Source organism: Kitasatospora sp. NPDC058190 (genome assembly GCF_042883685.1).
GTDB lineage: Bacteria > Actinomycetota > Actinomycetes > Streptomycetales > Streptomycetaceae > Kitasatospora.
Genome location: NZ_JBHVVI010000070.1, coordinates 36489 through 49739, shown reverse-complemented (window position 1 = coordinate 49739; position 13251 = coordinate 36489). Strand labels below are relative to the sequence as shown.

Genomic DNA, 13251 nt, shown 5'->3' with positions numbered 1-13251 from the left:
GGCCCCGCGCGCCGGGGCCCGGCGGGCCGCCCCGCGGGCCGGTGCGCCCCGGAGTGGGGGGGACCTGCGGCCGTCGGGGTTTCGGGTCAGCTGCGGACGACGGACTCGAAGGCGTGCAGGTAGGGGTTGACCGGGCGGACGGCGGTGACGTCCAGGCCGGCCTCCGCCATCAGGCCGACCATGCTCTCCTCGGAGTGCTTGGCGCCGCCGACGTTGAGCATCAGCATCAGGTCCATCGCGGTGGTGAAGCGCATCGACGGGCTGTTGTCGACCAGGTTCTCCACCACGACGACCCGGGCGCCGGGGCGGGCCACGGCGACGACGTTGGCGAGGGTGCGGCGGGTGCTCTCGTCGTCCCACTCCAGGATGTTCTTGATGATGTAGAGGTCGGCACGGACCGGGATCTCCACCCGGCAGTCGCCCGGCACCAGGCGGGCGCGGGTGGAGAGGGCCCCGCCGTCCCGCAGTCGGGGGTCGGCGCCGGCCACCACCTTGGGCAGGTCGAGCAGGGTGCCGTGCAGGGCAGGGTGCTTCTCCAGCAGGCTGACCAGCACGTGGCCCTGGCCGCCGCCGATGTCCGCGACCGAGTCGATACCGGCGAGGTCCAGGTAGTCGGCGAAGTCCTGGGCGGACTGCCGGCTGGAGGTGGTCATCGCCTTGTCGAAGACCTTGGCCGAGTCGCCCGCGTCGCTGTGCAGGTAGTCGAAGAACTCCTTGCCGAACAGGTCGGGGAAGACGTTGCGGCCGGAGCGGACCGCCTCGTCCAGCTTCGGCCAGGCCTCCCAGGTCCACGGCTCGGTGCACCAGAGGGAGATGTAGCGCAGCGAGTTGGGGGCGTCCTCGCGCAGCAGGCGGGACATCTCGGTGTGCTCGAAGCGGTCCTCGGAGGTCTCGGCGAAGATCCCGTAGCAGGTGAGCGCGCGCAGCAGGCGGCGCAGCTGGCGGGGTTCGGTGTCGAGCCTGTCCGCGAGTTCGGTGACGCCGGCCGGGGTGTCGCCGAGCGCGTCGGCAAGGCCGAGCCGGGCGGCCGCGCGGACGGCGGCGGCGCAGGCGGCGCCGAAGACGAGCTCGCGCAGGCGCATCGCGGCCTGTGGGGTGGCGTTGGTGGGTGCGGTGGTCATGGGCGGTCCCTGTGGGTGTGTGGGGCTCGGGTCGGCGGGCGCTCGGGTGTGCGGGGCTCAGCAGCGGCCGGACGGCTGGGAGAGCGAGCAGGTGTTGCGGCTGTAGGAGTTGTCGGTGCCGGTGTCGCGGTCTGCGAGGTCGGCCGGGCCGTTGCCGCTCAGGTGGTTGTCGGCGATGGTCGCCCGGGTGTTGGGGATGCCGACGACGCTCTTGAACAGGACGATGCCGCCGGAGAAGTCCGAGGTGCCGACGTTGTCGTGGACCTCGTTGTCGGTCACCCGGGCGTCCTCGGTGCCGGTGAGCACGATGCCGGCGCCCTGGACGACACCCAGCCGCGGGTTGGCCGGGCAGAACTTGTTGTTGGCGACCACCCGGTTGTGCCGGACGTCCAGGTCTCCGGCGCGGGGCACGCCCTCGTCGCCGACCACGAAGACGCCGGCGCAGTTGCCGCTGATCTCGTTGCCCTCGACGGTCAGCACGCGCAGCCGGCGGACGGTGACGCCGACCCGGTTCCCGGTGAGCTCGTTGCCCTGGACGACGGTGCCCCCGGTGTCGGGCGCGCCGCCCTCGCGGTAGGCGTAGTTGGCGAGGAAGACGCCGGACTGGCCGTTGTCGATCGAGCGGTTGCCGATGATGGTGGCCTTGGTGGAGATCTCCTGGCTGATGCCCTGCTGGGCGTTGTCGTGGACGTAGGTGGCGCGGACGGTCAGGCGGGTGGTGCCACTGGCGTCGATGCCGTTCTTGCGGAAGCCGGTGACGGCGAGGGACTCGATGGTGACGCCGGACAGCGGAGCCTGCTCGGTGCCGACCACGCAGACGCCGTGCCCGGCGGTGGCGCAGGCGTTCTCCGTACCGTCCCCGGGGGTGATCACGCTGCCGGCGCCGGCGCCGCGCAGGGTCAGGCCGCGGGTGGCGATGCGGACGCTGCCGCGGTAGGTGCCCGGGAGCAGCTGGACGGTGTCGCCGGGCTTCGCGGCGTCGACGGCCCGCTGAATCGATTCGCCCGGCTGGACGAGGTGCAGGACGCCGTCGGCGGCGTGGGCCGCGGGGGCGGCGGCCAGGGTGGCGAGGGCAGTGGTCAGGGCGGTGGCGGCGGCGGTGGCCGCGGCGAGGTGGTGGACCCGACGCGTGGGCATGAGTGGTGACCTGTCTTTCGGCGCGCGTGGTGGGGCGGGGTGCGGGTGCGGGTGCTCGGGGGACCTCGGCGAGCTGGTCCGACGTGGTGCGTCTGACGCGGTGTGTGCGGGTGGTGACGGCCGGTGGGTACGGCCGTGTCGACGGTATGGGCGCCCGGGTGGGCCCGCCACCAGGGCTGGGCTGCGGGGCTGACGGGGCGTCGGCCGCCGGTGGGACGCTCCGGCGTGGCGTGCATGACCGCCGGGAGGTCGGGCCGCGAACCGGCCCGGTCGGGCCCGTGACATCCTCGGGGTCATGAGCACCGCGTCCGTACCGTCCGCCGCCACCGTCCGCAACCCGATCGGCGCCCACGTCCCGGTGGCCGCCCGCGGCCTGGCCGGGACGGGACTGGCGTACGCGCGGAAGGTCGGCGCGGAGACGGTGCAGGTGTTCGTGGCCAACCCGCGCGGCTGGGCCACTCCCCCGGGCAGTCCGGCGCAGGACGAGGAGTTCCGGACCGCCTGTGCCGAGCAGGGCATCCCGGCGTGGGTGCACGCGCCGTACCTGATCAACTTCGGATCGGACAATCCGACCACCCGTGAGCGCTCGGCGGATTCGCTGCGGCACTCGCTGCGCCGCGGCCACGCGATCGGCGCGCTCGGCGTCGTCCTGCACACCGGCTCGGCGGTCGGTACGGCGCCCGGCGGCGGCTCCCGCCGGGCCGAGGCGATGGCCCAGGTCCGGGCGGACGTCCGGCCGCTGCTGGACGAACTGGACGCGCTCGGCGAGGACGCGCCCCGGCTGCTGCTGGAGCCCACCGCCGGTCAGGGCAGCTCGCTCTGCTCCCGGCTGGAGGAGCTGGCCGAGTACGTGGAGGCGCTGGACGGGCACCCCAAGGTGGGCGTCTGCCTGGACACCTGCCACGCCTTCGCCGCCGGGCACGACCTGGCCGTCCCCGGCGGGGTGACGGCCGCGCTGGACGCGCTGGCCTCGGCGGCCGGTCCCGGCCGGCTGCGGCTGATCCACGCCAACGACTCGGAGGACGTGGTCGGCGCGCGCAAGGACCGGCACGCCAACATCGGTGCGGGGATGATCGGCGCGGAGCCGTTCCGGGAGCTGTTCGAGCACCCGGAGACCGCCGGGGTGCCGCTGCTGGTGGAGACCCCGGACCGCAAGCACGGCGGGGACGGCACCGGGCACGCGCTGGACATCGCGGTACTGAAGGAGCTGCGCGCACGGGCGGCGGTCCGGGCCTGAAGCCGCCCGGTGGCCGGGGTGAGTGTCCCGTTCGGCCGCTGTCCCCGATCCGCTGTTGAGCGGACAGCCGTGAGCCCGGGGGCCGACGGGCGGCCTCCGGGCTCGGAGTTCAGCGGGATCAGCAGCCGCAGTCGCTCTCGCTGTCGCTGTGCTCGTGGAAGTTGAACCAGTGGGCGTGCGGGCCGAACAGACCGACGCCCGCGGAGCCGGCCTCCAGGCTCTGCGAGGACGACTGCTCCGACGTGTGGCCCCCCGCCATCGCCGAGGTCGGCGCGGCCGCGATGGCGGCACCCGTCACGACGGTGATCACGGCGAGCTTGCGGATCTTCCCACGAAGCGACATCTGATGTCCTTTTGGTTCGTCTGGTTCGTCTCTGTCCCTCAACCCGCGTCTCCGAACGGCCAGTTCGACCGCCAGGCGGACCGGGCCGCGCCCCACGGGGAGGCGCCGCGCCAACGTTGGCACACGAACCCGCACCGGCGAGCGCGCGCCGCAACCGCGCTGGGGCATCCGGGTGACACATCTCCCCCGCCCGGCCGAACCGCCCCATTCCGGGTCGAACGGCCTCACGAGGGGCACCGGACGAGTGCCCGTCCGACCGGCGTACGGCCGTAAGTCTTGCGGTGATCCGGCGGGCTGGACGAACAAATCCCATCGATTTGGTGCAAGGTACCGCCCGGTCCGAGCATGAACGGTCGCTCCACCGAGCGCGAGCAGGACCACGAAAGGCGCACCACCCTCATGCAGACCAGCCCCGCCGAACCCCGGCAGGCGACCCGACCGAGCGACCCGCGAACCCCGGCCCCGGTCGATGCGAGACCCTCGAAGAACGGCCGCTTCGGGCTGCCGACCGCCACCGCCCTGGTGATGGGCAACATCATCGGCGGCGGCATCTTCATGATCCCGGCCGCCGTGGCGCCCTACGGGACGGTCAGCCTGCTCGCCTTCGTCGTCCTCACCGTGGGCGCGATCGCGCTGGCCCTGGTCTTCGGGCAGCTGGCCCGCCGCAACCCGCGCACCGGCGGGCCGTACGTCTACGCCCGCGAGGCCTTCGGGGACTTCGCCGGCTTCCTGTCGGCCTGGTCGTACTGGATCACCACCTGGGTCAGCAACGCCGCGCTCGCCGTCGCCGCCGTCGGCTACCTGGACGTGCTGCTGCCGCTCGGCCACTCGACCGCGCTGAGCATCACCGCCGCGCTGGCCTTCCAGTGGCTGCCCGCGCTGGCCAACCTGGCCGGCACGAAGTACGTGGGGGCGGTCCAACTCGTCTCCACCGTCCTGAAGTTCATCCCGCTGGCACTGGTCGCGGTGGGCGGCCTGTTCTTCTTCGACCCGAAGAACCTCGGGCCCTTCGACGGCAACGGCCAGGGCTGGATGGGCGGCATGACCGCCGCCGCGGCGATCCTGCTGTTCAGCTACCTGGGCGTGGAGTCGGCCGCGATGAGCGCCGGTCAGGTCCGTGACCCGGAGCGCAACGTCGGCCGGGCCAGCGTGCTCGGCACCGCCGGCGCGGCCGTGGTCTACCTGCTGGGCACCGTCGCCGTGTTCGGCACCGTCGCCCACGAGCAGCTGATCCACTCCGCCGCGCCCTTCTCGGACGCCGTGAACGCCATGTTCGGCGGCTCCTGGGGCGGCACGGTGATCGCCGTCGCCGCGCTCGTCTCGATGACCGGCGCGCTCAACGGCTGGACCCTGCTGGCCGCCCAGGCGCCGTACGCGGCCGCCAAGGACGGCCTGTTCCCGGCCGCCTTCGGCAAGGAGAAGCGCGGCGTACCGACCTTCGGTGTGATCGTCAGCGTCGCCCTGGCCTCGGTGCTGACCGTCCTCAACTTCGCCAGCGGCGCCAAGGGCGCGTTCGACATGCTGGTCCTGGTCACCACCTTCACCGCCACCGTCCCGTACCTGCTCTCCACCGCCGCCCAGCTCTACTGGCTGGTCCGCGGCGCGACCGACAAGGTCAGCACGCCCCACCTGGTCCGCGACGCCGTCCTCGGCCTCGGCGCCTTCGCGTTCTCCATCTGGCTCCTCGCCGGCGCCGGCTACGCCGCCGTCTACCAGGGCGTCCTCTTCCTCTTCGCCGGCATCCTGGTCTACGTCTGGCTCGCCGGCCGCCGCCGGGGCGACGGCTCGACGGGCGACGCCGCCGACGCCTGCGACACCACCGACACCGCTGTCGCTTCCTGACCCGAACGGCCCGGCCGGGCGGCGGGGCACCGGGGCGGCGCCTACAGTCCGGAGCCAGGGGGTCACTCGAGCGAAAGGTGTCTACTGGCATGGCCGGAAAATTCGAGTTGTACACGGACGAGAGCGGGATGCACCGGTTCCGACTCAAGGCGAGCAACGGGTCGGTCGTGGTGACCGGCGACCCGTACGAGAGCAAGGACGACTGCCTCAAGAGCATCGAGTCGATCCGCAAGCTCGCGCCGTACGCGGAGCTCAAGGAGGCGGCCGGGTCGGCCTGAGGTGACACCACGTTGAACACGCGGGTCGGTGGTGCAAATCGCCGACCCGCGTTCGCTTGTACGACAGATCCCTTTGGCCGGAAGCATGCCGGGCGCGGACAGAACACTGACATGCGCGTCGTCATCGTCACCGAATCCTTCCCGCCCGAGGTCAACGGAGTCGCCCACAGCGTGCTGCGGACGGCCGAGCACCTGGTCCGCCGGGGCCACCGACCCCTCGTCGTCACCCCCGCGCCGGCGCGGGGCGCCCAGTGCCCGCCGCAGACCTTCGGTTCCGGCACCGAGGCGGAGCGGATCCCCGTGGTGCGGATCCCCTCGATGCCGCTGCCGGGGTACCCGCAGGTGCGGATCGCGCTGCCGAGCCGGCAGCTGACCGCCGCCGTCGCCGGGCACCGGCCGGACATCGTGCACCTGGCCAGCCCGTTCGTGCTGGGCGCGCGCGCAGTGCCGGTCGCGGCGCGGCTCGGGGTGCCCGCCGTCGCCGTGTACCAGACCGACCTGGCCGGGTACGCGCACGCCTACCGGGCCGGACGGGGGCTCGGGGAGGCCGCCGCCTGGCGGCGGATCCGGGCCGTGCACCGGGCGGCCGCCCGCACCCTGGCGCCGTCCACCCCGGCCGCGCAGGACCTCACCGCGCACGGGGTGCCCCGGGTGCGGCTGTGGCCGCGCGGGGTGGACTCGGTGCGCTTCCACCCGCGGCACCGCGACGAGGGGCTGCGCCGGGCGCTCGCGCCCGGCGGGGAGGTGCTGGTCGGGTACGTCGGGCGGCTGGCGCCCGAGAAGCGGGTCGACCTGCTGGCGGCGGCCTCCGCCCTGCCCGGGGTGCGGGTCGTGGTGGTCGGGGACGGGCCGTCGGCGCCCGGACTCAAGGCCTCGATGCCCGGCGCGGTGTTCCTCGGCCGCCGCACCGGCGAGGAACTCGCGCGCTGCTTCGCGACGCTGGACGTGTTCGTGCACACCGGCCCGCTGGAGACCTTCTGCCAGACCATCCAGGAGGCGATGGCCAGCGGCGTGCCGGTGATCGGCCCGGCCGCCGGCGGCCCGCTGGACCTGGTCGCCCACCGCCGCACCGGTCTGCTGGTGCCGCCCCGGGACGGCGCGGCGGTGGCCCGGGCGGTGGCCGAACTGGCCGCCGACCCGGCCCGGCGGGCCGCGTACGGGACGGCCGGGCGGGCCGAGGTGGCCGCCCGGACCTGGGAGGCGGTCGGGGACCTGCTGCTCCGCCACTACGACGAGGTGCTCGCCGAGCACCGGGGGCTGCCGCTGCCGCCCGCTCCCCCGTCCTCGACCTCGGTCGCCCCGGTGGTACCGGTCCTCCCGGAGGAGCTGTCGGCATGACCGACCCGCTGACCATCGTCCGGCTCGCCAACTTCGTCACCCCGGTCTCCGGCGGCCTGCGCACCGCGCTGCGCCACCTCGGCACCGGGTACCGTGCGGCCGGGCACCGACCGGTGCTGATCGTGCCCGGCGAACGCCGCACGGTGGAGGAGGCCGCGCAGGGACTGGTGGTCACCCTGCCCGGCCCGGTGCTGCCGGCCAGCGGCGGCTACCGGCTGCTCGCCGACCGGCGGGCGGTGGCCGCCGAACTGACCCGGCTCAGCCCCGACCGGCTGGAGGTCTCCGACCGGACGACCCTGCGCTGGACCGGCGCCTGGGCGCGGCGGCACGGCGTCCGCTCGGTGATGGTCTCGCACGAGAGCGCCACCGGGGTGCTGCGCACCTGGGGCATGCCCGGCCCCCTGGCCTCGGTGGCCGCCGACCGGCTCAACGCCGCGACGGCCCGCGCCTACGACTCGGTGCTCTGCACCACCGACTGGGCGGCGGCGGAGTTCCGCCGGATCGGCGTGCCCAACCTGGTCCGGGCCCCGCTCGGGGTCGACCTGGACGCGATGCGGCCGCTGCCGCCGGCCGAACGGGCGGCGGAGCGGGCCCGGTACGCGGCGCCGGACGACGCCTTGCTGGTGCTCTGCTCACGACTGTCGGCGGAGAAACGGCCCGAGCGGGCACTCGAGGCGCTGGCCCGACTGCGGGCGCGCGGGCTGCCCGCCGTCCTGGTGGTGGCCGGGACCGGGCCGCTGCGGGAGCGGCTGGCCGCCCGGGCCGCCCGGCTGCGGCTGCCGGTGCGCTTCCTCGGGCACCTGAACCGGCGCGAGGCGCTGGCCCGGCTGCTGGGCTGCGCGGACGTCGTGCTCGCGCCCGGGCCCGTGGAGACCTTCGGCCTGGCCGCGATGGAGGCGCTGGCCTGCGGCACGCCCGTCGCGGTCAGCCGTTCCTCCGCGCTCCCCGGGCTGATCGGGCTCGCCGGGGTGGCCGCCGTCGACACCGGGGCCGGATTCGCCTGCGCCGTCCGCGAGTTGCTGAGGCGGCCGGAGGGGACCCGGCGCGCGGCCGCTCGGGCGCAGGCCGAGCGGTACGGCTGGTCGACCGCGGTGGCGGCCTTCCTGGCAGCGCATGGTGTACGGAACTCCGAAGCGGCCGAGGGGGGTTGGGATGAGCGTGCTGGACACCGGGCCTGACCGGGAGGCGGAGGAACGACCGGCGTCGGGCGAACTGCTGCGCTTCGTCGCGCTCGGGGACTCGCTCACGGAGGGGATCGGGGACCAGGTCGGCGAGGAGTGGCGCGGCTGGGCCGCCGTGCTGGCGCACACGCTGGCACCCGGCGGTCGGGAGGTCGAGTTCACCAACCTGGCGTACAGCGGGGCACTGACCGCCGACCTGACGACACGTCAGCTCCCGGCGGCGCTGGCCGCGCGGCCCCGGCTCGCGGCCGTGGTGGTCGGCGGCAACGACACCCTGCGGGCGGGCTTCGACATCCGGCGCACCACCCTGGAACTGGACGACACCCTGGGTGAACTCTCCGCCCACGGAGCCGTGTTGCTGACCGCCTGCCTGCCCGACCCCGGCACCCTGCTCCGGCTCCCGGCGCCGCTCGCCCGCCCCCTGGCACGCCGGATGCGGGCGGTCAACACCGTGGTGCACGCGCTCACCGCGCGGCACCGGGCGGTACACCTGCACATCGCCGACCTGCCCTGGTGCGCGCAGCGCGGACTCCTGAGCGTCGACCGCCTCCACCCCAGCGCCGAGGGACACCACCTGATCGCCCGCCGCTTCCACGACCTGCTCACCGAAGCCGGCCATCCACTCGGCCCGCCACCCGCCACCGAAGCCGCCGAACCCCCGCCGGGCCTGGCCGCCGACCTGTGGTGGATGGCCACCAAGGGCACCCGCTGGGTCATCGCCCGCAGCACCGACCTCCTGCCGGGCCTGCTCGCCCTGGCGGCGGCCGAGGGCCTCGCCCGCCTCCGCGGGGCGAGCGGGCGGCACGACGAGCAGATGGCCCGGGCGGCGGCGCAGGCGCTGGCGTCGCTGGGGTGAGGCGACGGCCCTGGCGGGTTGATCGACGTGGCGCCCCGGGGGAACCATCACTGCGGCCGGGGATGTCGTCCCCGGGATGGACCATTGTCGTGCGGCAGAGTCGCGGAGGAGTGCTCGGTGGAGGAGTGCGTGACGGAGGGAGCCGGGGTGGAAGCGTCGAAGGCGCGGGGGCGGGAGGTCCTGGCGGCGGCCGGGGTGCTGTTCCCCGATGAGCGGGGGCGGCTGCTGGTCGTACAGCTTCCGTACGATCGGCGGCATCCGGTGGCGATCCCGGGTGGCGGGTGGGAACCGCAGGACCGGTCGCCGAGGGAGACCGCCGTACGGGAGGTCGAGGAGGAGCTGGGGTTCACCCCCAGGTTGGGGCCACTGGCCTGTGTCGACTGGGCGGTGTCGAGCCGCCGGCCACCGATCGTCGCGTACCTGTACTGGGCGGAGCCGCTGACCGCCGAGCAGGTGGCGGCCATCCGGCCGGACGCCGCGGAGATCGGGGCGTGCGCCTGGGCCACGACGGAGGAGGTGGGGCACGCGCTCGCGCCCCGGCTGTCCCGGCGAGTGACGGCCTGTCTGCGGGCGCCGCGCGCGGCCGGCCCGCTGGAGCTGGAGGACAGTCGGCCCGTCGGGCACACGCTCGACCACGTGACGACGGACGGGCCCGTACCCGAGTACATCGGGCTGGCCGCCGTGCCGACGCCGGACGGCGTGTCCCCCTTCCAGCCGGCGCCGCCGATGGACCGGGACACCTACTACGCCACCCGGCCGCGGATCCGGGCGAAGGCGCGGGCACTGTTCACCGACGGTGACGGGCGGGTGCTGCTGGTGCGGTTGCGGCCGTGGGACGGGCCGCGCGGGAAGGTGCCGTACTGGACGCTGCCGGGCGGCGGGGTCGAGGCGGACCGGGAGGGGCCGCGGGCGGCTGCCCGGCGGGAGATCCGCGAGGAGCTGGGGTGGGAGGTCGAGCCCGGGCGGCTGCTGGCGCTGGACTGGCTGCCGGGGACGGCGGCGGACCCCGGTGCCGATCCGGCGACCGGCCGGGACACCGCCGTGCTGGTGTACGTGTACGACGGCGGCACGGTGACGCAGGAGCTGCTCGGCTCGATCACCCTGCAGGAGCAGGAGTTGGTGGAGTGGCGGCTCTGCGACCCGGCCGAGGCGCGGGCGCTGCTGAACGGGCCGTCCTGGGACCGTACGGCCGCCGCGCTGGCCGCCCGGGAGCGGGTGGGCGGACCGGTCGAGCTGGTACGCGGGCGGGCGGTGGGTCAGGACGTGGCCGGTGGCTGACACTGGGGGCGTGCGGAACGGGATCGGTGAGGTGCTGGCCGGTCGGCGGGTGACGACGGTGAGCGGCGGCGACCGGCTCGACCTGCGGCTCGACGGACCGGTGACCGTCCGGGTGACACACGAGTTCCGCTTCGCGGTGCCGTCCTTCACCGCGCCGGCGGAGGTCGAACACTACTTCCCGGCGCTCGCCTTCCGTCCGACCCCCACCCTGCTGGCGCTGGTCGGCCGGACCGTCGACACCGCCCGGATCACCCTGGCCGGCGGCCTGGAGCTGGGCTTCGCCGAGGGCGGTGCGCTGTCCGTTCCGCCGCACGCCCTGCTCGCGCCGTGGAGCGTGCGGACCGCCGAGGGCGCGGTGTGCGCGGGCCTGCCGGGCGGCGAGGTGCGGTGGACGGAGCCCGGCGGGGCCTGAGCCGCCGCCGGGGTCTCGTCCTGCGCGGTCCGGACTCAGACCTCCAGGTCGGCCTCGACCTTGGTGAGCTGGTGGCGCGCCATCGCCAGGTTGGCGCGCCCCTTGTCCAGCGCGAGGTAGAGGAACAGGCCCTTGCCGGTGCGGCCGGTGAGCGGGCGGATCAGGTGGTACTGGCTGGACAGGGTGATCAGGATGTCCTCGATGCCGTCCTGGAGACCGAGCATGTCCATGGTGCGCATCTTGGCGCGCACCACGTCGGTGTTCCCCGCCGCGGCGACGTTGAGGTCCAGGCCGCCGGGGCCGTCCAGGGTGGCGAGCGCCATGCCGCTGTTGTAGTCGACGAGGGCGGCGCCGATGGCGCCTTCGATCGTGGTCATGGCCTGCTTGAGCGCGCCGGCTGCGTCGGTCATTTCTTTCAACTCCTGTTGGTTGGTGGGGTGGTGGGTTCAGCTGGGTGAGGTCGTTTGGATCGGTCGGGCCGGTTGACCCGACCGCGGTTTCGGGTGGTCGGTCGGTCCGGTGGTCGGGGTCAGCCCACGTCGCGCGGGTCCTTGGGCACCAGGGCGTCGTTGAGCAGTCCGGCGATGCGCCGCGCGCAGCGGCGGGCCTCCAGGTGGAGCCGGCCGACGTTGACGTCCGGGTGCGCCAGCAGGGTCAGCACGCAGCTGCCGCCGGCGGCGTAGGTCGCGACGTAGCCGTGCTCTCCGCGTACCAGCGATTCGCGGAACTCGCCCTGGCCGGTGGTGTCGGCAAGCCGTTGGGCCAGCGAGAGCGAGGCCGCCGTCATCGCGGCGAGCCCGGAGGGTTCGGTCCCGTGGGTGTCGTGGGCGACCAGCAGGCCGTCCACGCTGGCCACCAGGCCGCCCGCGAGGTGCGGGACGCGCCGCTTGACGGCGCGGATTTCGGCGAGCAGCTCGGTCTCCAAGGCGATCAGTTGTCTCCTTCCGACACGCTGCTTGAGCGCCCGCCTCATGGCCGGTACGGCGGGGTCGCGGGCGGAGGGTTGCTCAAAGTCGGGCCTCCAGAAGGTCTCGGACCCGGGTCAGCAGCGCGATGTCCGGGTCGGGGACGGTCAGCGGGTGGGCCGCTGCCGTGGCGGGCGGGCGGGCGGGACGGGTGGGCGCGGCGGCTGCGGCTTCCCGGTGGACAGCTGCCGCGGCACCACGGAGGGTCGCCCCGGGGACCCGGCGGTGCAGGCCCCCGGCCGCTCCGCGCCCTCCCTGCGGGGGGACTTCGGGCTTCGCGGCCGTCGGCGCGGCGTGCCGCGGGGCGTCGGGGCGGGGCGCGTCGGGCCGGGGAGCCTCAGGTCGCGGGGAATCGGGCCTGGGGGCCTCGGGCCGCGGGGCGTCGAGCAGTCCGGCGGCGGCCAGGCGGCGGACGTCCGCCGTCACGCCGAAGCCGGAGCGGCCGAGCAGCCGGGCCAAGTCCGCCGGGGTTCTTCGGCCGTCGGCGTGGTCCAGCAGTTCGCGCCGGCGGCGGCCGGGCGGACGGTGGGAGGGCCGCCGAGTGTGCTCGACCGGGCGGACGGGAGCGGTGTCGAGCTGCGGCCACGGCCAGATCCGGTCGAGGAGTCGACTCCGCCGTTCGACCTCACGGTGCAGCCGCGCCGGGTCGACCGCCGCCACCGGTCCGAGCCAGTGCCGGACCTCGGGCTCGAACCGCCAGGTGCCGCCCGCCCGGTCCGCCAGGGTGAAGTAGGCGGCGTCGAACAGCGTTCCCAGGTGGCCGAGTTCGAGCTCGCCCCGGGTGAGCAGCCCGCGTTCGACCAGCGCCTCGCCGACCCGGCCCCGGGGGCCGTGGAGGCGGAGGAGGTCCGCCCAGCCCTCGGGGGTGATCCGCCCGCAGCCGGTGAGCAGGTCGGCCAGGCCGGGTGCGAGCGGGGACTCGGCGGCGGTCACCTGGCCGTCGACCAGGTGGAGGCTGCCGAGCGGGCCGTACAGGGCACCGGTGGCGCGGCGGGCGGCGAGCAGGGCGACCGCCTCGCCCGGGGTCCTCGGCCGGACGGGTCCGGCCGGCGCGACGGGTCCGGTCGGTGCGACGGGTCCGGTCGGTGCGACGGGTCCGGTCGGTGCGACGGGTCCGGTCGGCATCGTCGATTCCGTTCGTTCCGTCGCGGTTGGGGCGGTGGCGGGCTTGGCCGAGGGGGTCGAGGCGGTGGCGCACTTGGCCGTGAGCGGATTGGCGGTGGGGGGATCGGTCATCGGGGGCTTGGTCACGGGAGGCTTGGT

14 protein-coding genes are annotated in these 13251 nt (G+C 74.9%); 8 read left to right on the top strand and 6 right to left on the bottom strand.

The genetic code is table 11. The annotated features are described in order from the left end of the window. Nucleotides 1–86: 86 nt before the first annotated feature. The gene (locus tag ACFVWU_RS28175; RefSeq protein WP_387626112.1) at nucleotides 87–1121 is read right to left on the bottom strand and encodes a methyltransferase; all 1035 of its coding nucleotides are present in this window, start codon (nucleotides 1119–1121) and stop codon (nucleotides 87–89) included. Between the two features lie 57 nt (nucleotides 1122–1178). Continuing rightward, nucleotides 1179–2258, bottom strand: coding sequence for a nitrous oxide reductase family maturation protein NosD (locus tag ACFVWU_RS28170; protein WP_387626110.1), 1080 nt, complete (start codon nucleotides 2256–2258; stop codon nucleotides 1179–1181). 295 nt (nucleotides 2259–2553) lie between these two features. Here ACFVWU_RS28170 and ACFVWU_RS28165 point away from each other — a divergent pair, with 295 nt between their 5' ends. Further along, nucleotides 2554–3495 (top strand): deoxyribonuclease IV, encoded by a 942-nt coding sequence (locus ACFVWU_RS28165; RefSeq protein WP_387626108.1) that lies wholly within the window; start codon nucleotides 2554–2556, stop codon nucleotides 3493–3495. Between the two features lie 118 nt (nucleotides 3496–3613). On the opposite strand, the gene ACFVWU_RS28160 is transcribed toward ACFVWU_RS28165, so the two are convergent. Next, nucleotides 3614–3838, bottom strand: a complete 225-nt coding sequence (locus ACFVWU_RS28160) for a hypothetical protein (RefSeq protein ID WP_387626106.1) — start codon at nucleotides 3836–3838, stop codon at nucleotides 3614–3616. 399 nt (nucleotides 3839–4237) lie between these two features. Between ACFVWU_RS28160 and ACFVWU_RS28155 the strand changes: the two genes are divergently transcribed. The 7 genes from ACFVWU_RS28155 (at nucleotide 4238) to ACFVWU_RS28125 (ending at nucleotide 11023) form a co-directional block, all read left to right on the top strand. Continuing rightward, nucleotides 4238–5680, top strand: a complete 1443-nt coding sequence (locus ACFVWU_RS28155; RefSeq protein WP_387626120.1) for an amino acid permease — start codon at nucleotides 4238–4240, stop codon at nucleotides 5678–5680. An 89-nt stretch (nucleotides 5681–5769) separates the two neighbouring features. Next, nucleotides 5770–5958 (top strand): YegP family protein, encoded by a 189-nt coding sequence (locus tag ACFVWU_RS28150; RefSeq protein ID WP_387626104.1) that lies wholly within the window; start codon nucleotides 5770–5772, stop codon nucleotides 5956–5958. 111 nt (nucleotides 5959–6069) lie between these two features. Further along, entirely contained in the window at nucleotides 6070–7296 is a 1227-nt protein-coding gene (locus ACFVWU_RS28145; protein WP_387626102.1) for a glycosyltransferase family 4 protein, read from the top strand. Further along, the gene (locus ACFVWU_RS28140) at nucleotides 7293–8474 is read left to right on the top strand and encodes a glycosyltransferase (RefSeq protein WP_387626100.1); all 1182 of its coding nucleotides are present in this window, start codon (nucleotides 7293–7295) and stop codon (nucleotides 8472–8474) included. The genes ACFVWU_RS28145 and ACFVWU_RS28140 overlap by 4 nt, the downstream gene beginning before the upstream one ends. Then, complete coding sequence (locus ACFVWU_RS28135) at nucleotides 8449–9333, top strand: SGNH/GDSL hydrolase family protein (RefSeq protein ID WP_387626099.1); 885 nt, start codon at nucleotides 8449–8451, stop codon at nucleotides 9331–9333. Before ACFVWU_RS28140 ends, ACFVWU_RS28135 begins: the two co-directional genes overlap by 26 nt. Before the next feature lie 129 nt (nucleotides 9334–9462). Then, nucleotides 9463–10611 carry an NUDIX domain-containing protein gene (locus ACFVWU_RS28130; protein ID WP_387626097.1) on the top strand — a complete coding sequence of 383 codons (1149 nt, stop codon included), beginning with the start codon at nucleotides 9463–9465 and terminating at the stop codon, nucleotides 10609–10611. Nucleotides 10612–10621: 10 nt separating this feature from the next. Then, nucleotides 10622–11023, top strand: a complete 402-nt coding sequence (locus ACFVWU_RS28125; protein WP_387626095.1) for a DUF6188 family protein — start codon at nucleotides 10622–10624, stop codon at nucleotides 11021–11023. Between the two features lie 35 nt (nucleotides 11024–11058). Here ACFVWU_RS28125 and ACFVWU_RS28120 read toward each other — a convergent pair whose 3' ends face one another. From ACFVWU_RS28120 to ACFVWU_RS28110, 3 genes are all read right to left on the bottom strand, one after another. After that, nucleotides 11059–11433 (bottom strand): hypothetical protein, encoded by a 375-nt coding sequence (locus tag ACFVWU_RS28120; RefSeq protein ID WP_387626093.1) that lies wholly within the window; start codon nucleotides 11431–11433, stop codon nucleotides 11059–11061. Between the two features lie 119 nt (nucleotides 11434–11552). Continuing rightward, nucleotides 11553–11948 (bottom strand): roadblock/LC7 domain-containing protein, encoded by a 396-nt coding sequence (locus tag ACFVWU_RS28115; protein ID WP_387626091.1) that lies wholly within the window; start codon nucleotides 11946–11948, stop codon nucleotides 11553–11555. Between the two features lie 82 nt (nucleotides 11949–12030). After that, the gene (locus tag ACFVWU_RS28110; RefSeq protein WP_387626089.1) at nucleotides 12031–13224 is read right to left on the bottom strand and encodes a hypothetical protein; all 1194 of its coding nucleotides are present in this window, start codon (nucleotides 13222–13224) and stop codon (nucleotides 12031–12033) included. Nucleotides 13225–13251: the final 27 nt, after the last annotated feature.